The organism is Neisseria sp. RH3002v2f, assembly GCF_014596375.1.
Lineage (GTDB): Bacteria > Pseudomonadota > Gammaproteobacteria > Burkholderiales > Neisseriaceae > Neisseria > Neisseria cinerea.
On the sequence record NZ_MAYZ01000019.1, the window covers coordinates 89392 to 109783 of the forward strand.

Annotated in this window: 21 protein-coding genes; 8 read left to right on the top strand and 13 right to left on the bottom strand. The window is 49.6% G+C overall.

Going from position 1 to position 20392, the window contains the following annotated elements; translation table 11 throughout:
* Nucleotides 1-24: 24 nt before the first annotated feature.
* Nucleotides 25-243 carry a YdcH family protein gene (locus BBW69_RS03005; RefSeq protein WP_003675287.1) on the top strand — a complete coding sequence of 73 codons (219 nt, stop codon included), beginning with the start codon at nt 25-27 and terminating at the stop codon, nt 241-243.
* A 159-nt stretch (nt 244-402) separates the two neighbouring features.
* Here BBW69_RS03005 and BBW69_RS03010 read toward each other — a convergent pair whose 3' ends face one another.
* Entirely contained in the window at nt 403-1377 is a 975-nt protein-coding gene (locus BBW69_RS03010; RefSeq protein ID WP_188210367.1) for a class 1 fructose-bisphosphatase, read from the bottom strand.
* A 254-nt stretch (nt 1378-1631) separates the two neighbouring features.
* On the opposite strand from BBW69_RS03010, the gene BBW69_RS03015 reads away from it, so the two are divergent.
* Together BBW69_RS03015 and BBW69_RS03020 are read left to right on the top strand one after the other, a co-directional pair.
* On the top strand, nt 1632-1874 hold the full coding sequence (locus BBW69_RS03015; protein ID WP_188210368.1) for a hypothetical protein: 243 nt from the start codon (nt 1632-1634) through the stop codon (nt 1872-1874).
* Nucleotides 1875-1924: 50 nt separating this feature from the next.
* Nucleotides 1925-2257: an NGK_0946 family protein gene (locus BBW69_RS03020; RefSeq protein WP_188210369.1), complete on the top strand. Its 333-nt coding sequence runs from the start codon at nt 1925-1927 to the stop codon at nt 2255-2257.
* 111 nt (nt 2258-2368) lie between these two features.
* Here the strand turns inward: BBW69_RS03020 and BBW69_RS03025 are convergent, their stop codons facing one another.
* On the bottom strand, nt 2369-3214 hold the full coding sequence (locus BBW69_RS03025) for a 23S rRNA (adenine(2030)-N(6))-methyltransferase RlmJ (protein ID WP_188210473.1): 846 nt from the start codon (nt 3212-3214) through the stop codon (nt 2369-2371).
* Between the two features lie 77 nt (nt 3215-3291).
* Complete coding sequence (gene plsY, locus BBW69_RS03030) at nt 3292-3900, bottom strand: glycerol-3-phosphate 1-O-acyltransferase PlsY (protein WP_188210370.1); 609 nt, start codon at nt 3898-3900, stop codon at nt 3292-3294.
* Nucleotides 3901-3955: 55 nt separating this feature from the next.
* On the opposite strand from plsY, the gene BBW69_RS03035 reads away from it, so the two are divergent.
* Nucleotides 3956-4312 (top strand): dihydroneopterin aldolase, encoded by a 357-nt coding sequence (locus BBW69_RS03035; RefSeq protein WP_108043667.1) that lies wholly within the window; start codon nt 3956-3958, stop codon nt 4310-4312.
* 30 nt (nt 4313-4342) lie between these two features.
* A complete protein-coding gene (locus BBW69_RS03040) occupies nt 4343-4879 on the top strand; it encodes an NUDIX hydrolase (RefSeq protein ID WP_188210371.1) in 537 nt (178 codons plus the stop codon).
* A gap of 508 nt (nt 4880-5387) precedes the next feature.
* On the opposite strand, the gene BBW69_RS03045 is transcribed toward BBW69_RS03040, so the two are convergent.
* Together BBW69_RS03045 and BBW69_RS03050 are read right to left on the bottom strand one after the other, a co-directional pair.
* Entirely contained in the window at nt 5388-5747 is a 360-nt protein-coding gene (locus tag BBW69_RS03045; RefSeq protein WP_188210474.1) for a fluoride efflux transporter CrcB, read from the bottom strand.
* Nucleotides 5748-5775: 28 nt separating this feature from the next.
* Nucleotides 5776-6456 (bottom strand): energy-coupling factor ABC transporter permease, encoded by a 681-nt coding sequence (locus BBW69_RS03050; RefSeq protein WP_188210372.1) that lies wholly within the window; start codon nt 6454-6456, stop codon nt 5776-5778.
* Between the two features lie 164 nt (nt 6457-6620).
* On the opposite strand from BBW69_RS03050, the gene BBW69_RS03055 reads away from it, so the two are divergent.
* The 3 genes from BBW69_RS03055 (at nt 6621) to BBW69_RS03065 (ending at nt 12866) form a co-directional block, all read left to right on the top strand.
* Entirely contained in the window at nt 6621-9635 is a 3015-nt protein-coding gene (locus BBW69_RS03055) for a DNA translocase FtsK (protein ID WP_188210373.1), read from the top strand.
* A 677-nt stretch (nt 9636-10312) separates the two neighbouring features.
* Nucleotides 10313-12106 carry a 2-isopropylmalate synthase gene (locus BBW69_RS03060; protein ID WP_107960429.1) on the top strand — a complete coding sequence of 598 codons (1794 nt, stop codon included), beginning with the start codon at nt 10313-10315 and terminating at the stop codon, nt 12104-12106.
* A gap of 97 nt (nt 12107-12203) precedes the next feature.
* Complete coding sequence (locus tag BBW69_RS03065; protein WP_039853955.1) at nt 12204-12866, top strand: YecA family protein; 663 nt, start codon at nt 12204-12206, stop codon at nt 12864-12866.
* A 73-nt stretch (nt 12867-12939) separates the two neighbouring features.
* Here BBW69_RS03065 and lgt read toward each other — a convergent pair whose 3' ends face one another.
* The 8 genes from lgt to BBW69_RS03105 form a co-directional block, all read right to left on the bottom strand.
* A complete protein-coding gene (gene lgt / locus BBW69_RS03070) occupies nt 12940-13788 on the bottom strand; it encodes a prolipoprotein diacylglyceryl transferase (RefSeq protein WP_188210374.1) in 849 nt (282 codons plus the stop codon).
* A 75-nt stretch (nt 13789-13863) separates the two neighbouring features.
* Nucleotides 13864-14994: a carboxypeptidase family protein gene (locus tag BBW69_RS03075; protein WP_188210375.1), complete on the bottom strand. Its 1131-nt coding sequence runs from the start codon at nt 14992-14994 to the stop codon at nt 13864-13866.
* Nucleotides 14995-15088: 94 nt separating this feature from the next.
* Nucleotides 15089-15757, bottom strand: coding sequence for an HAD family phosphatase (locus BBW69_RS03080; RefSeq protein ID WP_188210376.1), 669 nt, complete (start codon nt 15755-15757; stop codon nt 15089-15091).
* Nucleotides 15754-16422, bottom strand: coding sequence for a DnaA regulatory inactivator Hda (gene hda / locus BBW69_RS03085; RefSeq protein ID WP_188210377.1), 669 nt, complete (start codon nt 16420-16422; stop codon nt 15754-15756). Before hda ends, BBW69_RS03080 begins: the two co-directional genes overlap by 4 nt.
* A 100-nt stretch (nt 16423-16522) precedes the next feature.
* Nucleotides 16523-18292, bottom strand: coding sequence for an ABC transporter ATP-binding protein/permease (locus tag BBW69_RS03090; protein WP_188210378.1), 1770 nt, complete (start codon nt 18290-18292; stop codon nt 16523-16525).
* Between the two features lie 286 nt (nt 18293-18578).
* Nucleotides 18579-19226: a DUF799 domain-containing protein gene (locus BBW69_RS03095; protein ID WP_188210379.1), complete on the bottom strand. Its 648-nt coding sequence runs from the start codon at nt 19224-19226 to the stop codon at nt 18579-18581.
* Nucleotides 19223-19591 (bottom strand): DUF4810 domain-containing protein, encoded by a 369-nt coding sequence (locus BBW69_RS03100; protein WP_188210380.1) that lies wholly within the window; start codon nt 19589-19591, stop codon nt 19223-19225. Before BBW69_RS03100 ends, BBW69_RS03095 begins: the two co-directional genes overlap by 4 nt.
* 9 nt (nt 19592-19600) lie before the next feature.
* Nucleotides 19601-20272, bottom strand: coding sequence for a CsgG/HfaB family protein (locus BBW69_RS03105; protein WP_188210381.1), 672 nt, complete (start codon nt 20270-20272; stop codon nt 19601-19603).
* Nucleotides 20273-20392 lie beyond the last annotated feature (120 nt).

The following is a 20392-nucleotide window of genomic DNA, read 5'->3' on the forward strand; positions in this document are numbered from 1 at the left end:
CGTTAATGAAGAGAGGAGAGCAATATGTTCCCAGAATACCGTGATTTGATTTCCAAGTTGAAACAGGAAGATTCCCACTTCGCACGTCTGTTTGACGAGCACAACGAGCTGGACGACAAAATTACCGGTTTGGTCAATAATCCGATTACCAGCGGTGCAGAAGCGATTGAGGAACTGAAAAAAGCCAAATTGAAATTGAAAGACGAACTGTACGCCATCCTGCAAAAAGTGGCAGGCAAATAAATTTGAGCTTTAATTTTTAAAATGCCGTCTGAAAATTTTTCAGACGGCATTTTTATCGTTCGGAAAGGCGGTTTTCTGTTTTTCTGGAGGATATGCTTGAAATATCGGCGGCAGTATCGGATTCACGCTGCCGCCGGTCTTTATCAGTACGGCCTCTGCCTATTTTGAATGCAGACGGTTGAGGTAATCCACTTCTTCGCTGCTGCCCATGACAACGGCGACGCGCTGGTGCAGGTTTTCCGGGCGTATGTCGAGCATGTCCTGGTGTGTATTGCTTGCCGATGCGCCGGCTTGTTCAAGTATCAGGCTCATAGGGTTGGCTTCGTACATCAGACGCAGTTTGCCGGGTTTAGCGGGGTCACGTTTGTCTTGCGGATACATGAACACGCCGCCGCGCATCAGTATACGGTGGATTTCGGCAACCATACTGGCTACCCAGCGCATATTGTAGTTTTTGCCGCGCGTACCGGTTTCGCCTGCCAAGAGCTCGTCTATGTATTGTTGTACGGGAGAAAACCAATGGCGGCGGTTGGACATATTGATGGCGAATTCTTTAGTGCTTTCCGGTACTTTCGGGTTTTCTTTGGTCAGCACAAATTCGTTTTCGGCATTGAGTGTGAACATATATACGCCGTGCCCGAATGTGAACACGAGCTGGGTTTGAGGCCCGTAGAGGACATAGCCTGCGGCAAGCTGGCATCTGCCGGCTTGTAAGAAGGATTCAGTTTTCAATTCTCCTTCAGGTTTTTCAAGGATGGAGAAAATGGTACCGACGGAGATATTGATATCGATGTTGGACGAGCCGTCTAAAGGATCGAAGAGGACGAGATAGCATCCGTTTTCATCGGCGTTTACGAATGTATCTTCTTCCTCGCTTGCGAGCCCGGCAACGGCAGGATTGGCTTTGAGTGCGTCAATCATGATGTTGTTGGCGATAACATCTAGTTTTTTCTGGTCTTCGCCCTGAATATTGCCCGTACCTGCCATGCCCAATACGCCGGCAAGTGCACCCAGGCGGACTTTGGCGTTGATTTCGGTACAGGCGGAAACGACAGACAGTAAAACGCCGCCGAGTGATTCGGGCAGCTGGTTTTGTTGCAGGTGTTCGGGGAGGAATCGGATCAGTGTGTTCATGGTTTGCTCGTCTCGGAAAAGTTTATGCCGTCTGAAAGGCGGCAGGTTATTGCGGCGTATTCCTTTGGTGCGTTTTGCAGGATGGTCTAGGGGATTGTAGTGTAAAAAAACGGCATGGGGCAAGTCGGAGCGTGGTATGCGGACCAAGAAGTACAAGATGCCAAATTTATTTTTTAAAAAATATTGACGCTATATATATGATATATAGTGATAGCATGATTTACAGATAAACTTAAATATAGGTAGATAATAAAATGAAGAAACTGATTTTGTTGTCGGCAGCTGCGATGTTGATGACGGCATGTACTTACGCAGACCGCCGTTTTGTATCTCAAGAATCTGCTGCGGAAATGCAGGCGAGAAGTCGTGCTATTCAGGCAAGCGAGCGTGCCGAGCGAGCTGAATACCGTAAAGAACATCGGGAAGAAATGATGGATGCGGCACGTGCCATCAAAAAGGCAAACGAAAATTCACCCAATATTTACTTTATCCGATAATACGCCGGTTAGATTAGTTTTTTCCTTTATTTTGAGATAATAGGACAGGTATGAAAAACTTGAAAAATATTCCCGTTGTTGCTATGTGTGCCGTTTTGCTTGCTGCTTGTGCTTCTGAAAATTCCGTAGGCAACTATGCCATTGGCGACGATTCGGCCGCAATCAAAGCAGGACGTAACCGCGCAGAAGCTCGGATTAGTCGTGCGGAATTGGCTCAGCATCGACGCCAACGTCAAAATGTTTCTGAAGAGTTGGCTTTGGAACGTGAAAAACGTGCTAATAAAAATGATGCGCTTCGTCAGGGTATGGGTACGGCTGCCGGCGGTCTGATGCTGCTGAACGGTGTGGTCGGCACGGTCGGAGTGTTGAAAAGCGTGTTCTGATTTTTGAATACTGGTTTTATGCAGAACCGGACGATATGGCCAACATATCGTCCGGTTTTGTTTGCTTGATGGAAGATGCCGTCTGAAAGGTGGTTCGGACGGCATTGAGAGTCAGCGGATTTTGCTGTCTAAAAGATAGTGCGCGCCTTCGTCTTGCGCGAGCAGCCGTGTCAGGGCGGGGAGATTTGCCGCCAATTGCTCGGCTAAAAGGTAAGGGGGATTAATCACGAACATTCCGCTGCCGTGCATGCCGAAACCGTCGGTTTTCGGGGTATGCACGTGGAGCTCGGTATGAAGATAGTTGTCGGGCAGAAGTTTTTTCAGTTCTTCGGGCAGTTTCAGGCTTTCTTCGCGGCTTAAACAGGGATACCAAACCAAATAGCAACCGGACTCAAAACGTTTCAGTGCGGTTTTGAGTGTATCCGTCACGCGCCGGTAGTCTTGTTTTTCCTCATAAGGCGGGTCGATGAGGACGGCGGCACGGCGCGGCGGGGGCGGCAGCAGGGAAATTAGTCCTTTGTAACCGTCTTCGCGCAATACTTGTCCGCGTTTGCCCAAGCCTACTTCGTTCATATTGTTCTGCAGGCGGATGAAATCGGCAGGATGCAATTCGAACAGTCGGAGTTTGTCGGTCGTACGGGTCATGGACTGTGCCAGCCACGGAGAGCCGCAGTAAAGTTCGGATGAGGGCAGGATTTTTTGTATGTGCAAAGCAAAGTCAGACAGTTCGGCAGGCAGGTTTTGCGCTTGTCGAATCAGGCTGATGCCTTGGCGGTATTCGCCGACTTTCTGTGCTTCGCTGCTGCCGAGATCGTACAAACCTGCACCGCCGTGCGTATCGATATACCAATAGGGTTTGTCTTTTTTGTTGAAATATTGCAGGACGAGGAAAAGTGTGAAATGTTTGAGCATGTCGGCATGGTTGCCGGCGTGGAATGCGTGTCTATAACTGAGCATGGTCAATAAAACGGCGGGATATTCGGATGCCGTCTGAAGCGGTGGTTCAGACGGCATAAACAGGGATGGGTGGGAAATCAGCGGCTGCTGCCGATTTTGCTTTCTTTGCCTTTAATCAGGTTGAGGATGTTGCTCTTATGGCGGAGTAACACCAATATGGCGATTGCGAGGGTTGCGAAAATCCAAGAAGTATGCGGCATAAAAAACAGTGCGGCAAGGGGAGCGGCGATTGTGGCGGTTAATGCGGCAAGAGAGGATACTTTGAAGCCGAATGCCATAACAAGCCAAATCAACGCACAGGTAAAGGCGGTTGCGGGAGAGAGTGCCAGAAGCACGCCCAATGCCGTTGCCACACCTTTGCCGCCTTTAAATCCGAAAAATACCGGCCACATATGTCCGATCAGTGCGGCCAGTGCAACGGCGGCAACCGTCGTTTCGGATAAGCCGAGCGGTTCTTGAAGCATACGCGCGAGGAGGACGGCGGCCCAACCTTTGGCAGCGTCTCCCAACAGTGTCAGTGCAGCTGCCTTTTTTTTGCCGCTGCGTAAAACATTGGTTGCACCGGGATTGCCAGAGCCGTAGGTGCGCGGATCGTCCATGCCGTAATACTTGGAGACGATAATGGCGAAAGAGAGTGAACCGATCAAATAGGAAACGGCAACGGCAATAGTCTGTATATTGAACATTTGCGGTACTTTACTTAGAATGGTGCGGTTATTTTAGCAAAAAACGGGTCGGATTATGGATAAAATCTTTTTGCACGGGATGAGGGCGGAAACACTTATCGGCGTGTACGGTTGGGAACGTGAACATTTGCAGCCGTTAATAATTGATTTGGATATCGGCGTCCCTGAAAAAGTGGCTGCGGACGACGATATAGGCAATACGGTACACTATGCCGAAGTGTGCGAAACATTGCGCCGACAGCTGAAAGAACAGGACTTCCTGCTTTTAGAGGCTTTGGCCGAATATATTGCGGATTGGGTTTTGGGATGTTTCGGTGCGGTATGGGTACGCGTAAAAATCGTTAAGCCGGGTATTTTGCCGGGTGTAAGGGAAGTCGGCGTAGAAATCGAACGCGGTAAAGATAAAGATTGAGTTGCAGGCTGGAAATAGAAAGGAAATACAGTGGATTTAAGGGAAGTGAAACTAAGCGGGGAAACCCTGTACGAAGGTGAATTTGTCAGTATCAGCAAGGATAAGGTCAGACTACCCAACGGTAACGAAGGGCAGCGTATCGTCATCCGTCATCCCGGTGCGGCATGTGTCTTGGCGGTTACGGACGAGGGGAAAGTGGTTTTGGTACGGCAGTGGCGTTATGCGGCAAATCAGGCAACTTTAGAGCTGCCTGCCGGCAAATTCGATATGGCGGGTGAAGATATGGCGGCATGCGCTTTACGAGAACTGGCTGAAGAAACGCCTTATACCGCCGACAGCGTACGCCTGCTTTACAGTTTTTATACTGCGGTCGGTTTTTGCAACGAAAAAATGTATCTGTTCGAGGCGGAAGGCGTGCGTTTGGGCAGCACGCTTTCTAATGATGAAGATGAAATAACGGAAACCGTCTTGATGTCGAAGGAGGAAGTCCGTCAGGCATTGGCAAACGATGAAATTAAAGACGGTAAAACATTAATCGGTTTGCAATACTGGTTGATGAAGGATTGACAGGATGTTGGACTTGCCCGCCGGAGTAGATCGGCGGGCATTTTGTTTGGCGGATGGGATATGCCTTTTCGGCTTGTCTCTGGGCGCGTCCTTTAAAGTCATTCGTGCTTTAGTAATAAGAGGGAAAAGGGTATGATAATTACCCAAACGAACATGATAATTTTTAAGAATAGTTAATAATGAATATCTTTGTTACTAATTTTTTTTACTGTTTTATTAGTTTATTGGTTCTTTCTTATATACCATCTATTAATCCATGGCATGATGAATTAATAGATGATATTAATTTTGGCAAAAGGGTTATGATGGTTACTTTTTTGCATTTTTAGACGCAGCAATAGAGCGTTTTTTTTAATAAAAAGCCTTGGTAGGTTTATCCTACCAAGGCTTTTTCTCTGTTATAGACCTAACAGCTTAATTTGAGAACGGTAATTGGCACAGCCAGTATTTAAACAAGCGAAGCCAATTTATAGATTATGTCAAAACCAAAGGAAGCAATTTTTTGCGATTATTTGACTGCCGTCCCTATCTTCAGCCCGAGCCAAGTCAGCAGCAGCGAACCTGCCGTGTGTAGGAAAATATTGGCAAGTGCTGAAACGGGACGATTCGATTGGAGCAGGGTTACGGTTTCCAGCGAAAATCCGGAAAGCGTGGTCAGGCTGCCGAGAAAACCGGTAATCAGCAGCAGCTTCCATTGCGGGTGGTTGACGGTTTCGGCAAAGATTCCGATAAGAAAAGCGCCTATCCAGTTGGCAAACAGGTTACCTGTGGCCGGAGGTATTGATGCGGGAACGGCGAGGTTGAGCAGCCAACGCGCAGTTGCTCCGAATGCTGCTCCAATGGAGAGGGGAAGGATGTGGGGGAACATATTATGCATATCCATGCCGTCTGAAAGATTATTGCCAGATGCTGCGGTCGGACTTTAAATACCGGTTGTCATCGAAGGTATTGATCCAATGGGGTTTCAATGCCACAAAAATGGCGGTGGCTATGCCGCTGAGAAAAGCTTCCGCCCATGCAATCAAGATGAATACAGGCAGGGCGGCAGTCCATAAAACATCCTGCCCGAACGCATGGATGCCGTCTAAAACGGCAACTACGATAATGCCCGTCAGTAATATGCCGGCAGCGGCAGACAAAAATCCGTTGAGGAAAATAAAGACAAAAATATTGGGCGGCAGGCGGTCGACCAGCATACGCGACAGGCGGTTGACGGCAAGTGCGGGCAAAATCAGAACCAATACGTTTGCAGGATACGCACCGGAAGAGCCGGCAAACAGCAGGCAGTATGGAAGCATTAGAATCGAGGCAAGCCAAAGGGCGGCAGAGGTATCCACCATCAGAGCGACCAGGTTGACGGCGAGCAGGTGATAGCTCATTTGGGCAAGTTGTCCGCCTCCGGCAGCGGTGTTCAAACTCCATGCCGCAGAAAAAATAACGATACAGAGCGGTACGGCGGAACGGTAGCGGACAAGCGAACGGTATGCGGACGGTCCGGAAGCTGCCAATAGGAGGATGAGTGCAATCCATGAAGCCCCCAGCAGCATATTTGAAAACCAGACTGTTTGGAAAATCATGCCAATACCGTAAAGATGAATAAGAGGGCGTCTATTATAGTGCTGCCTGCGGCAAACAGAAAGCCGTAATGATTTTGACCGAATTGTCGGTCAGGTTGTTTTGTTTGTAATGGAAACACGTTAAAATATACTCATTTAATCGTTTGTTTTGCGGGAAACTGCATATGTTTTGGATAGTTCTTATCATTATTTTGTTGCTTGCTATTGCGGGTTTGTTTTTTATCCGAGCACAGTCCGAAAGGGAATGGGTGCGTGAAGTTTCTGAATGGCAGGAAAATAAAGGGGGGCAACAGGCGGAATCACCTGAAATCCAAGACAGGATGCCTAATTTTCTCGAGCTTGGCCTGATGATTTTTCATGCGGTCAAAGCGGCGGTATGCTGGCTTTCCGTTAATATTGTCCGTTTTTGCCGGAATTATCTGGCACATGAGTCCGAACCTGATAAGCCTGCTTCGTCTGATTCGGAAGCTGTGGCGGCATCTTCCGGATATGCGGACAAGGCAATGGAGGAAGATGAGGGGGATGAGGCTGTTAATGCGGAGGATATTTCATCTGCGGTAATCGGCAACCGATGCATTCCTTCCAATCGGGAGGAGGGTGAAAGTCCCATGCCGTCTGAAAGCATCATTATGCCCGTGCGTCCGGCTTTGAAAGAAATTACTTTGGAGGAAGCGACCCGTTCTTTAAACAATGCCGCCGAAAAAGAAGGGCAAATCAGTTATATCGATACATTTGAAAAAAATGATGAATTGGGTTCTAAAGTCCGCGTTTCCGAGAAACCGATGGAAGGGCTGCCTATTATCGGTTTGGACGATCCCGTGCTTCAACGCACGCGTTCCCGTTTCTTCGACGAAGGTAAGAAAGCATTAGCCGAACCTGCGGATTATGCGTTCGAACCGTATTTTGAAAAAAAACACCCGTCCCCTCCTGTTGAGATTAAAGCCGAAGACGTACGGAACATGCCGTTCCGCCAGCATGAAGGTCTTGTAAAGAAGCCGACGGAGGCAAGTTACTCAGGCACTCCTCAGAAACAGTCTCCTTCAGACGGCATCATCGTCCCTAATATTGACCGTCGCCGTGTTTCTTTAAACTTGAAAGAACCCAATAAGGCAACCGTTTCGGCAGAAGCTCGGATTTCACGCTTGATAATGGAAAATCAAGATAAGCCGGAGCATATTGTAAAGTCTGACTTCGAAATGCCGCCTGAATTGGAAAGTATCACGGCGGAAGAGATTTCAATCGGACGTGAAGGCCTGCTTTCTGATGATACTGCCGATATCTATATTGAAGAACCTGCCGCACCGGATGCATGGGTAGTCGAACCTCCGGAGGTGCCGGAAGTTTCCAGACCCGAAATCGATATCCCGCCGCCTCCGCCCGTTACGGAAATTTATAACCGTACATATGAGCTGCCTGCCGGATTTGAGCGTGTACAGGCCGGCCTTATTGCCGAAAACGCTCGTCTCGCCGGCGATATTATTGAGGATCGGCAAGACGGGGAAGCCGATACCTGCCCGGACGGAGGAGCAAAATGTGCCGAAGAGGGGCAAAACGGAGAATATCTATCAGAAACCGAAGTTTTCGAGCATGAAGGGCGTTTGGCGTATCCGTTTGCAGGTATGCCGTCAGAGCATGAGTTCCAGCAGGTACCTTATCCTGAAATAGATGAGGCCGAATTGCAGGGCGCAGAGGATGATGTGCCGAACGAACACCTGCCGACGACCGACCTGCTTTTACCGCCGCTGTTTGATCCTGAAGCAACCCAGACGGAAGAGGAGCTGCTTGAAAACAGCATTACCATTGAAGAAAAACTGGCTGAGTTCAGGGTTAAGGTTAAAGTTGTCGATTCATATTCCGGCCCTGTCATTACACGTTATGAAATCGAGCCGGATGTCGGCGTACGCGGCAATTCCGTTTTGAATCTGGAAAAAGATTTGGCGCGTTCGCTCGGCGTTGCCTCTATCCGCGTTGTCGAAACCATACCCGGCAAAACGTGCATGGGCTTGGAGCTGCCCAATCCTAAGCGGCAAATGATACGTCTGAGCGAAATTTTCAATTCGCCCGCATTTGCAGAATCCAAATCCAAGCTGACGCTCGCCCTCGGTCAGGACATTACCGGCCAGCCCGTCGTTACCGACTTAGGCAAAGCGCCGCATCTGTTGGTTGCAGGTACTACCGGATCGGGTAAATCGGTAGGTGTTAACGCGATGATTCTGTCCATGCTCTTTAAGGCTACGCCTGAAGACGTGCGCATGATTATGATTGATCCGAAAATGCTTGAATTGAGCATTTACGAAGGCATCCCCCACCTTCTCGCGCCGGTTGTTACCGATATGAAGCTGGCGGCAAACGCGCTGAACTGGTGTGTCAACGAAATGGAAAAACGCTACCGCCTGATGAGCCATTTAGGTGTGCGCAACTTGGCCGGTTTCAACCAAAAAGTTGCCGAGTCTTCCGCCCGGGGTGAGAAAATTGCCAACCCGTTCAGCCTGACTCCCGACGATCCCGAGCCTTTGGAAAAACTACCGTTTATCGTAGTCGTAGTTGATGAGTTTGCCGATTTGATGATGACGGCGGGCAAGAAAATCGAAGAATTGATTGCGCGTCTCGCACAAAAAGCCCGTGCTGCCGGCATCCATCTGATCCTTGCTACGCAACGGCCCAGCGTTGATGTGATTACGGGATTGATTAAGGCAAATATTCCGACACGCATTGCCTTCCAAGTATCCAGCAAAATCGACAGCCGTACGATTCTTGACCAAATGGGTGCAGAAAACCTGCTCGGACAAGGCGATATGCTTTTCCTGCCGCCCGGTACGGGTTACCCGCAACGGGTACACGGCGCATTTGCCTCCGATGATGAGGTGCACCGCGTCGTCGAATATTTGAAACAGTTTGGAGAGCCTGAGTATATCGATGATATCTTGAGCAGCGGTATGACTGACGATTTGCCGGGAATTGGCCGGAGCAGCGAAGGTGAGTCCGACCCGATGTACGATGAGGCCGTATCTGTTGTTTTAAAAACACGCAAAGCCAGTATTTCAGGTGTTCAACGGGCATTGCGTATCGGCTACAACCGTGCCGCGCGACTGATTGACCAGATGGAGGCGGCAGGTATCGTATCTGCACCGGAACACAACGGCAACCGTACCATTTTGGTTCCTTCGGATAATCTATGATACGGGCAGCTTGATAAATATAAAAATGCCGTCTGAAGGTTTCAGACGGCATTTTTTGCGGACATTTGAATACGGGTCATTCAAAAAGTTCCTATGATTTCAGGGCTTATACTTATATTTTTCTGCAACCCATGGTGTTGGGCATCCCATGCTCAGGTTCTATAAAGTGCTGTGAATTTTTAAGTCGATGCTAACCATTGCTTTCTTTGTCCTTATGCATTACAGGACGCCGAAGTCTGTAGGTGCGATAAGTGGTCAAGCTTTTAAAAAGTGTACAGAATCCTTCTGAAACGGATTTTAAGAAACCAAACTTGATTTATGTTGATATGGTGCGGTGTGCTGATGCTAGGGAGTAATAGTTTGAATTTGAATGGAAAAGAAGGTGCAGGGAATAGTTTGACTAATATGCTGATTTTAAATAAGGATTTTATATTTTATTGTATTGTTATCAGATGTCTGACATTTGGCTTATTGCCGCTTAATTAGTCTTGCTTTATTGGTTTTCGTAACAAACATTATTTTTTCATCAGGTAAAATGGACAAAATGTATAAAATAATTCTGGATTTAAAAAGTAAATCCGTATTTTTAGAAAAATAGATTGTCGTTTTGTCTAAAATGCGTATAATTCCCTTCCAAAGCAAACCATAATTTCGATAAAGTTTGGACAAGGAACATCATGCAATTAGACATTGATCGCTTAGTTGCTTATTTCGGCGGCGTGAATGCACTTGCCGAAGCGTTGAAACAGCACGATCCCGAAAATGCCGCGACGACTGCTGCCATCTATAAATGGCGCACGCGCGGGTCGCTGCCCTTGGCGCAACTGCAAAAGCTGACGGCGCTGGCGGAAGCGCAAGGCAGACCGCTGGATTTGAATGCTTTTTTACAAAAAAATGAATCTCTGGAGAGAACAGAAATGACACAGACCAACCGCGTAATTATTTTCGACACCACCATGCGCGATGGCGAGCAGTCGCCCGGTGCATCCATGACCAAAGAGGAGAAAATCCGCATTGCCCGCCAGTTGGAGAAAATGGGCGTGGACGTCATTGAGGCAGGTTTTGCCGCCGCCAGCCCGGGCGATTTCGAATCGGTCAATGCGATTGCCAAAATCATCACCAAATCCACAGTCTGCTCGTTGGCGCGTGCTGTTGAAAACGATGTGCGTAAGGCAGGTGAAGCCGTTTCCCCCGCTCCGAAAAAACGCATCCATACCTTCATCGCTACCAGCCCCATCCACATGGAGCACAAACTGAAAATGAAGCCGCAGCAGGTGATTGATGCGGCAGTGAAAGCGGTGAAAATCGCCAAAGAATACACCGACGATGTGGAATTTTCCGCCGAAGACGCCGTGCGTTCGGATTTGGACTTCCTCGCCAAAATCTTTACGGCGGTTATCGAAGCGGGTGCGACCACCATCAATATTCCCGATACCGTCGGCTACTCCATCCCTTCCGTTTGGTACGAACGTATCAGCAACATCATTAAAAGCGTGCCCAACGGCGACAAAGTAGTCTGGTCGACCCACTGCCACAACGATTTGGGTATGGCGGTTGCCAACTCGCTGGCCGCCGTTCAGGCAGGCGTGCGCCAGGTGGAATGCACCATCAACGGCTTGGGCGAACGCGCGGGTAATGCCAGCCTTGAAGAAATCGTGATGGCGTTGAAAGTGCGCCATGATTTGTTCGGCTTGGAAACCGGTATTGACACCACGCAAATCGTGCCGGTATCCAAACTGGTGTCCACCATTACCGGCTATCCGATTCAGCCCAACAAGGCTGTGGTCGGCGCAAACGCCTTTGCACATGAATCAGGCATTCATCAGGACGGCGTGTTGAAACACCCCGAAACCTATGAAATCATGACTGCCGAATCGGTCGGCTGGTCAACCAACCGCCTGACGTTGGGCAAACTGTCCGGCCGAAACGCCTTCAAAACCAAGCTGGCAGATTTGGGTATCGAATTGGAAAGCGAAGAAGCGTTGAATGCTGCTTTTGCCCGCTTTAAAGAACTTGCCGACAAAAAACGCGAAATCTTCGATGAAGACCTGCACGCGCTGGTGTCCGACGAAATGGGCAGCATGAACGCCGAGAGCTACAAATTCATCTCCCAAAAAATCAGCACCGAAACTGGCGAAGAACCGCGCGCCGACATCGTATTCAGCATCAAAGGTGAAGAAAAACGCGCTTCTGCCACAGGCTCCGGCCCTGTCGACGCGATTTTCAAAGCGATTGAGAGCGTGGCGCAAAGCGGCGCGACTTTACAGATTTATTCCGTCAATGCCGTAACGCAAGGCACGGAAAGCCAAGGCGAAACCAGCGTCCGTTTGGCGCGCGGCAACCGCGTCGTCAATGGTCAGGGCGCGGATACCGACGTTTTGGTCGCCACTGCCAAAGCCTACCTCTCCGCCTTGAGCAAACTGGAATTTGGTTCTGCCAAACCGAAAGCGCAAGGCAGCGGTACGATTTAACGGTTGGGCGAAAGTTATGCCGTCTGAAGTAGAAAACGCTTCAGACGGCATATTGCGATTATAATTAGGTATTAAACCCATTTTAAAAGGTTAAATGATGGATTCCCAAAAATTTACCGAAGCGTCTAAACAGCGGTTGAGCGAATTGTTGGATGCCAAAAGCGAACAGGGCAATACCATGCGCTGTGACGAAGTTCAAGGTTTTATGATGGCCCTATTGAGCGGGCCGGACAAATTGGCGCCGCGCGATTGGCTGCCCGAAGTGTTGGGCGACGAGTCGCAATTTACAGCCAGCGAACGTTCTGAAATAGAACGTTTGGTTTTGACAATGGCGATGGATACGGTCGGCTCCATATCGGATAAAAAACTGCCCGATTTGTGGCTGTATGAAAACGAAGACGGCGGCAGCGATTTTTACACATGGTGCAATGCTTATCTTTACGGTTTGGATATTGTGCCAACCGATTGGTTTGAAGCCGTCGATGATGAAGAGTTTGAAGAGTTGTTTTATCCCATCATGGCATTGGGCGGTATTTACGATGAAGAGGACAACGGCTCTATCCGTCTGCAATTCACAGAAGGCGAGCTGGCGGAGCTGGAATCTGAGTTGCCTTATGCATTGGCGGATATCTACCGCTACTGGCAGGCAGTCATCAATAAACCGCAAACCGTCCGCAGGGAGGGAGAAAAAACAGGCAGGAATGATCCCTGTCCGTGCGGCAGCGGCAGGAAATACAAGGCGTGTTGCGGTAAAAATTGATGGTTCAAGCGGAATAAAAATGCCGTCTGAAACTTAAAATTTAAGTTTCAGATGGCATTTTTATCAAGAAGGTTTAATTTTTCCTGCTGCCGAAAAAGATGAAGCCGGCTATACCCAAAACAATCATGGGGACGCTCAGCCACTGACCCATCGACAGCCCCAAGGTAAGGAGGCCGAGATAATCGTCGGGTTGGCGTGCGAATTCGGCAATGAAGCGGAATACGCCATAACCGCCGAGGAAGAGCGAGGCGACTTGTCCGGTCGGCCGCTGTTTTTTAGAGAACAGCCAAACGACGGCGAACAGGCAGATGCCTTCAAGTGCAAACTGATAAAGCTGCGAGGGATGGCGGGGCAGCATACTATATTGTTGCAGCCAATCTGCCCAAAGAGGATTGTGCGCGGCGGCTTCGGCATCTTCGTAACGCGCCTGCGGGAAGCCCATTGCCCAAAATGCGTTAATGTCGGTAATGCGTCCCCAAAGTTCGCCGTTGATGAAGTTGCCGATACGTCCCGAAGCGAGACCCAGTGGAACAAGCGGTGCGACCGTATCCATCAGTTTGAGGAAGCTGATGTTTTGTTTGCGGCTGAACAACCACATTGCGGCAACCACGCCTAAAAATCCGCCGTGAAACGACATGCCGCCTTCCCATACCTTGAAAATATCAAGCGGATGGGCGAGGTAGTCGGAGAATTTGTAAAACAGGACATAACCCAAACGGCCGCCGAGGATAACGCCCAATATGCCCCATGTCAGGAAGTCGTCAAGCGATTCTTTAGTAAAAACAGAATTCCCCTGAGCGATGCGGCGCTTGCCCAAAAAGCTGAAAAGGATAAAGCCGAAGATGTAGCTTAGGGCATACCATCGGACGGCAAGCGGGCCGATACTGATAAGGACGGGGTCGAATTGGGGATGGGTAATCATGATGTTCCTTGATTTCAATTTCAAATGCCGTCTGAAAGGCATGATGCTTCAGACGGCATTTCTGCAATAAGGGTTTCAGCGCAAATCGCCGATGACGTTGAGGATGGCGGACAATGCGGCTTCGCCCAGGCGCAACGAACGTTGGCCGTTCCATCCGAAGTCGTCGTCGGGCAGGTTGGCGTTGTCTTTAAAGGGCATTTCCAACGTATAGGCAAGACAGTTGAACCGGTTGCCGACCCAGTTGGTCGCCAAGGTCATGTTGGCCTGACCGGGCGCGTCTTTTTCGTAGCCGTATTCATCTTGAAAATCTGGGCTCGCGTTTAAAAGGGCATTTTTAAACTGCGCTTCCAACGCGGCGATGCGCGGATTGTAGTTCGGCACGCCTTCCGTACCTGCGACAAAGACAAAGGGCAGTCCTTCGTCGCCGTGGATATCCAAAAACAAATCCACGCCGGTTTCCAGCATTCTTTCACGCACGAAGAATACTTCGGGACTTTTTTCTACTGTCGGATTTTCCCACTCGCGGTTGAGGTTTGCACCGGCGGCGTTGGTGCGAAGGTTGCCCAGTGCCGAACCGTCGGGGTTCATGTTGGGGACGATATAGAACGTGGCGCGGTCGAGCAGGGTGCGCGCGGTTGCATCCTGAGGGTCGAGCAGCCTGCCGAGCAGTCCTTCGACAAACCATTCCGCCATGGTTTCTCCCGGATGCTGGCGTGCGGTAATCCAGATTTTCATGTCGCTTTCGACTTGGTTGCCTATGGTCAGCAGATTGATGTCGCGGCCTTGCACGGTGCTGCCCAAGTCGTCGATGCGGCAAAGCCCGCTGCTTTGAGCATCGCCTAGGAGGTTGAGGTGCTGCTCTTCGGAATAGGGTTCGAAATAGGCGTAGTACACGCTATTGGACAGCGGGGTATGGTTGATGGTCAGTACGCCGTTTTCATAGCTCGTCGGCACACGGAACCAGTTGCGGCGGTCGTATGAGGCACATGCCTGATAGTCCTCCCAGCCTTTGGGATAAGCGGCATCTGCCGCATTGTCAAAATGCATGATGCAGTTTTGATAAGCTGCCCCTTGAAGTCTGAAGTAGAACCACTGCGCAAAATTGGAGGCATTGTCGCTGCGCAGTGCAAGACGGATATCGGAGGGGGCGGTCAGGTTTTTGACGATGACGGAGCCGGCATCGAAACAGGTGCTGATTTTAATCATGGGAAAGTCCTTGCTGTCGCCGGTTGCTCAAACCGGATTAGCCGTGATTTTACCGTCCGTACAGTGAAGCTTCAACCTGCCGGACGGAATGGCGTTATTTGAAATTTAAAACCGGCCAGCCTTTTTCTTTGGCTTCTTGTTCCAATTCTGCATCAGGGTTGACGGCAACGGGTTCGTTGACGAGACTCAGCAGCGGCAGGTCGTTTTTGGAATCACTGTAAAAATAGGTTTTGCCATAGCTTTCGAGCGTTTCGCCACGTTCGGCAAGCCATTGGTTCAGACGGGTGATTTTTCCTTCCCTAAAGCTGGGTGTGCCGATGTAGTTGCCGGTGTAGCGGCCGTCGGTACCGGTTTCGAGTTGCGTGCCGATGATATTGGTAATGCCGAAAAGGTGGCAGATGGGGGTAATGATGAATTCGTTGGTTGAGGAGATAACGAGGGTTTCGTCGCCGGCCATTTGGTGGCTCTGCACAAGCATACGCTGCATGGGCGAGATATGGGGGATAATGTATTCCGCCATAAATTCGCGGTGAAATTCCGCCAGCTCTTCTTTGCTGTAACGGGCGAGCGGAGCAAGGTGGAATTTGCAGAAGGCGTCGATGTCGAGACAGCCGTTTTGGTAGTCGCGGTAGAATTTTTCGTTTTGCGCCTCGGTTTGGGCAGCATCGTCCGGCATTTTCTTAATGAGGAACGCCGACCAGGCATGGCCGGAATCGATGTTGATGAGTGTGTTGTCGAGATCGAAGATAGCAAGGTTTTTCATCGGTTTTCCTGTTGTTTTAAGAGCTGGCGCAAAAGCGGCAGCGTGATGCGTTTGCCCATGGTTACGGCGTAGTTGTCCAACGTGTCGAGCATATCCATCAGACTGTCCATATCCCGCCGCCAGTGGTTGAGCAGGTATTCGAAGATTTCGGGGTCTATGGTAACTTGGCGTGCTGCCGCCATGCTGACGAGAGCATCGATTTTTTCTCGGTCTGTCAGTGATTTAACTTCGTAAACGAGGCAGTATGCCATACGCGTGCGGAGGTCTTCGCGGATAACGAGCTGTTGGGGCGTAGATTCCGAGCCGAGCAGTAAAAAGCCCTTTCCGCTATTGCGGAAACGGTTGAAGATGGAAAAAAGCAGTGCCTGCTCTTCGTTTCCCAGTCTTTCGACTTGGTCGATGGCGAGATAGTCGGCATCGAGCGCGGAGTCGGTAAGCGGTTCGGCGGCGGCATCGACATAGACGGCATTTTTTCCGGCTTCGAGTGCTTGTGCGACCCATGCCTGCAAAAGGTGGCTTTTCCCCGCGCCTTCTTCTCCCCAAACATAGATGAACTGTCCGTGTTTGTGTTGGAGGACATAGACCAGCTCCGCATTTTCCGTGCCGAGGAATTTGTCGAAACTTGGGTAGTCGTGTGCGGCAAAATCAAAAATAAGCTGGTTCACGGTGCAGCATTTCAGAGGTTGGCAGATAGGTTTATTGTACGTTGTTTCAGCGTGCTTTATCAATTTGAAAACGTATGCTCAGAAAACCTGCAGCATTATTCTAATTGCAGTCAATGTTGCCGACATGGGTACTGCCGTCATGGAACTGATCGAGCGTGCTGCGGTGTCCGATGCTGATGATGATGCTGTCGGGCAGTTTTTGCTTTAAGACTCGGTAGAGCATGGCTTCGGTCGGTTCGTCCAAAGCGGCGGTGGCTTCATCGAGCAGGATAACTTTGGGCTGCGAGAGCAGGGCGCGGACGAAGGCGACACGTTGCAGTTCGCCCGGGGAGAGTTTGTGTTGCCAGTCGTCGGGTTTATCCAATTTATCAACCAGATAACCTAATCGACAAGTATTCATGGCTTCGATTAGCTCCGGATGCTGTTTGTCGATGTCAGGATAACAAATCGCATCGCGCAGGCTGCCTTGCGCCGTGTACGGACGTTGCGGCAGGAAGAGGATGTCTTGATGCGGCGGATGGCTGACTTTGCCGCTGCAGCCGAAAGGCCAAAGCCCCGCCAGCGCGCGCAGCAGCGAGGTTTTGCCGCAACCGCTCGGGCCGCGTATCAGTAGGGAATCGCCGCTTTTGAGGTTGATGTGGATACCATCTAATAAAACTTCGCCGTTGTGGCGGTATAGGGCAACGTTTTCCAAGATCAGGCCGTCTGAAACTTCGGTTAGGTCGGGTTGCCGCGTGGTGTGTTTCTCTTCCGTACTCAGCAAGAAGCCGTACAGACGCTCTAATCGGGCGCGGTAGGCAGTGAATTTGTTGTAGAACATCCGAAAGAAGGACAGGGCGTTTTGCAGTCGTGCGAAGGCTTGGACAGTCTGCTGGATGTCGCCGATTTTAATTTGTCCGGCAAACAGGCGCGGGGCTTGCAAAATAATGGGGAAGAGTTTGATGCCGTTGGTGAACATATCGTTAAAGCCGCTCAGGCAGACGCTTTGCCGCGCAATGCGCCAACGGTTGCGGATAATGGCTTTGAAGCGGTCGGAAAGCTGGTCGTGTTCGTGTTTTTCGCCGCTGTAAAACGCCACGCTTTCGGCGTGGTCGCGTACGCGGACAAGGGAATAACGGTAGTCGCCGTTGAGCTTTTCGTTTTCATAGTTGTAACGAATCAATGGGTTGCCTATCCACATGGCGATAAAGGTCGCTAAAATCACGAAAATAAAGACGAACCAAACAATGCCGCGCGGAATGTCAAAGCCGAACACGGTCAGGATGCCTGCCAAGCCCCACAAAACAACGGCAAACTCCAGCGAGGTAACGACCGAATTGACCATGCCGCGTACAAATTCTATGGTCGAAGCGATGAAATCCTGCGCGTCCTGTTGGATACGTTGGTCGATATTGTCCGGTGCATGGCGGCGCATTTGCAGGCGGTAGTAGTTTTTGTCGGCAAGCCAGCGTGAAGTCAAAACTTCATTGAGCCGCTCCGACCATTTAATCGCCAAACCTTGATCGAGAAAGTCGTTGACGACATTGTTAAACGCCCGTATCAACACCACGCCTGCGTTCATTGCTGCAAACATCCAAAACGCGGAGGCGTTCAAATCCTGCATCGAATCGTAAAGCCCTTTGGACATAAAGGTGCTCAACACATTCAGCCGCACTTCGGTTAACAGCAGCGTAATCATCGCCGTAATCAGCAGCAAAACTTTGACCGTACTTTTCGGCGTCAGGCACAGGCGAAGGATATAGCCAAACTCGCGCCCGAAGCGTGTGTTGCGGGCAAAAAACAGAATAACCGCCGAGGCTGCGGCGACCATCAATAAGGTCTGCAACAACCAAGACGGCGTGGAATAAAGCTCGATTTGCCATTTTTGCATAGAAAATCCCTTATGGTTTTAAATGCTCTTTTAAAAAGACGCACGCGGTAAACATTTTCTATTCGGATTTTAAAAATACCGTCCGTCCGGCGGGGATATTGTGCGGTTGATTGGGTATATGAATACGTTGCGCACAGTTTAAATAAAAGGTTCAGATTCTGCAAAATACAGAATCCGAACCTTATCGGGATATGAAAGCAACCGTCTGATTTCAGTCAGAACTATTTTAAAATATCCGGTCTTGCCAATGCCGTCTGAAAATTACGCGTGTTCAGACGGCATATGCTTATTTGGATTGAGTTTCGACAAACCTGGGACCTTTCAGGATGCCGTTATGGGTATATGGCGACAACAGACTGTATGCGGCGGTTTTGGAAACCTTATAACCACGGTCGGTCAGGTTGTTGGCAATCTGGTTGACGATTGCGCCGACTAAGGCACCCAGCAAGCCGCTATTGCCATTGTTACTGCCTTCCCTGATATTGACCGTACCCGACCATAACTCTTTCCCGTTTCGGGAATCGACCAGCCTTGCTTTGGCGGATACGCTGGTTACGCTGTCTAAAATTTGGTAAGAAGTGCCGTATTCGGTAACCGTAATGTATAGAACCGCATCATTGCCGAAAATCTCATGCAGTTTTTCGGGGCGGACGGCATGAATATCGGCGGCATTGGTCAATCCGTTTTGTTTGAATGTTTGCTCCGCAACCGCAACCGGGAAGACGTAATAGCCGGCTTCGGAGAGCGGTAAAGCCGTTGAAGCCAACATGCCCCAAGTCGCATTGACGTCGGGTGATTCATTTAAAGGCGGAACCACCAAAATAGAGGCCGGTTTGCTTTCTTTAAAAGCGGAATAGTCGAAATCGGGAACTTTTTGAACTTGGCAGGCAGACAAGGTCAGAACGGCGGCAAGCCCTAAAATCCATTGTTTCATCGTTTGCCTCCTTTATCGGTTTTCATCAGGAAATCCATAAATGCACGCGACTCGGGAAACAGTTTTTTCTCTTCTTCAAATTGTCGGAAGGCTCCGGATCTGTCTCCCATTTGGGAAAGCAGCAATCCCAAGTGTGCATGCGCGCCGGGCGCAACATTCATTTTTTTGCTTTCGGCTTCCTTAAAGTATTTCTCCATTTTTTCGGTTTGTTTGCCCAACGAAGTATCATTGTTTTTCAAACCTTCATAGACGGTATCGGGATAGTCGCCGTAATAATACAGGGCTTTTTGTCCGCTGCCGCCGCAGGCGGTCAAAGCCAAAACTGCGGCATACAGCGGTAAGCGGATTAGAGTTTTCGGATTCATGATTTATCCTTAACGGTTAGGTTGCCATGAGCCGTTGTCGATTGCCCGAACTAGGTTGTTGACTGCTTCACGGATAGCCAAATCCAAAACTTTACCGTTTAGAGTCGCATCGTAGCCGGAAGTGCCGCCAAAGCCGATAACTTCGCGGTTGGAGAGTGAATATTCTCCTGCTCCTTGAGTGGAGTAAACGATTTCGGAAGTTTTGACATTAACGATATTTAAAGCAACCTTCGCATAAGCGACTTGTGATTTTCCCCGACCCAAAATGCCGAAAAGCTGCTGGTCGCCGACATCCTTGCGTCCGAACTCGGTTACATCACCGGTAACGACATAGTCGGCACCTTTTAGGTTTTGCATTTTGCCGGAAATGCCGGATTCTTGTTTTAACGCGCTCAAATTGGTGCGGTTCAGTACGTTGAAACGGTTGGTCTGTTGAAGGTGTGTAACCAAAATGGTTTTTGCCTGACTGCCCAGACGGTCTTCACCGTCGGAGAAAATACCTTTTTGGAAGCTGGAGCGGTTGTCGAAAGTACCGATGGAAATCGGAGTCCGTACGCCGTGGTATTGCGTGTTGTAGGAATCAACTTTTGCAACTTCAAGGCTGCGTGAAGATTCGGTTGCGCAGCCTGCCAATAATATAGAGGCAACAGAGAAGGCAACCACGGTAGAAATTTTTGTCATGAAGTTCGCTCCATAGGATGAAAGGATAATAAAACCATTATTATTTGTATGTAAATTCTAGTCAAGATACTTTATTCGTATAGGGTTGTGTTTTCTTATACGGGATTCGGCTATTTTTCA

What these genes read in the sequence shown, in the direction of transcription:
- BBW69_RS03105 (WP_188210381.1), bottom strand. Translation starts at nt 20,272, where the DNA reads ATGACAAAAATTTCTACCGTGGTTGCCTTCTCTGTTGCCTCTATATTA.
- BBW69_RS03055 (WP_188210373.1), top strand. Translation starts at nt 6,621, where the DNA reads ATGTTTTGGATAGTTCTTATCATTATTTTGTTGCTTGCTATTGCGGGT.
- BBW69_RS03050 (WP_188210372.1), bottom strand. Translation starts at nt 6,456, where the DNA reads ATGATTTTCCAAACAGTCTGGTTTTCAAATATGCTGCTGGGGGCTTCA.
- BBW69_RS03100 (WP_188210380.1), bottom strand. Translation starts at nt 19,591, where the DNA reads ATGAATCCGAAAACTCTAATCCGCTTACCGCTGTATGCCGCAGTTTTG.
- plsY (WP_188210370.1), bottom strand. Translation starts at nt 3,900, where the DNA reads ATGTTCAATATACAGACTATTGCCGTTGCCGTTTCCTATTTGATCGGT.
- BBW69_RS03035 (WP_108043667.1), top strand. Translation starts at nt 3,956, where the DNA reads ATGGATAAAATCTTTTTGCACGGGATGAGGGCGGAAACACTTATCGGC.
- BBW69_RS03075 (WP_188210375.1), bottom strand. Translation starts at nt 14,994, where the DNA reads ATGATTAAAATCAGCACCTGTTTCGATGCCGGCTCCGTCATCGTCAAA.
- BBW69_RS03065 (WP_039853955.1), top strand. Translation starts at nt 12,204, where the DNA reads ATGGATTCCCAAAAATTTACCGAAGCGTCTAAACAGCGGTTGAGCGAA.
- BBW69_RS03025 (WP_188210473.1), bottom strand. Translation starts at nt 3,214, where the DNA reads ATGCTCAGTTATAGACACGCATTCCACGCCGGCAACCATGCCGACATG.
- BBW69_RS03090 (WP_188210378.1), bottom strand. Translation starts at nt 18,292, where the DNA reads ATGCAAAAATGGCAAATCGAGCTTTATTCCACGCCGTCTTGGTTGTTG.
- BBW69_RS03020 (WP_188210369.1), top strand. Translation starts at nt 1,925, where the DNA reads ATGAAAAACTTGAAAAATATTCCCGTTGTTGCTATGTGTGCCGTTTTG.
- BBW69_RS03010 (WP_188210367.1), bottom strand. Translation starts at nt 1,377, where the DNA reads ATGAACACACTGATCCGATTCCTCCCCGAACACCTGCAACAAAACCAG.
- BBW69_RS03080 (WP_188210376.1), bottom strand. Translation starts at nt 15,757, where the DNA reads ATGAAAAACCTTGCTATCTTCGATCTCGACAACACACTCATCAACATC.
- BBW69_RS03045 (WP_188210474.1), bottom strand. Translation starts at nt 5,747, where the DNA reads ATGTTCCCCCACATCCTTCCCCTCTCCATTGGAGCAGCATTCGGAGCA.
- BBW69_RS03060 (WP_107960429.1), top strand. Translation starts at nt 10,313, where the DNA reads ATGCAATTAGACATTGATCGCTTAGTTGCTTATTTCGGCGGCGTGAAT.
- BBW69_RS03015 (WP_188210368.1), top strand. Translation starts at nt 1,632, where the DNA reads ATGAAGAAACTGATTTTGTTGTCGGCAGCTGCGATGTTGATGACGGCA.
- BBW69_RS03095 (WP_188210379.1), bottom strand. Translation starts at nt 19,226, where the DNA reads ATGAAACAATGGATTTTAGGGCTTGCCGCCGTTCTGACCTTGTCTGCC.
- lgt (WP_188210374.1), bottom strand. Translation starts at nt 13,788, where the DNA reads ATGATTACCCATCCCCAATTCGACCCCGTCCTTATCAGTATCGGCCCG.
- BBW69_RS03005 (WP_003675287.1), top strand. Translation starts at nt 25, where the DNA reads ATGTTCCCAGAATACCGTGATTTGATTTCCAAGTTGAAACAGGAAGAT.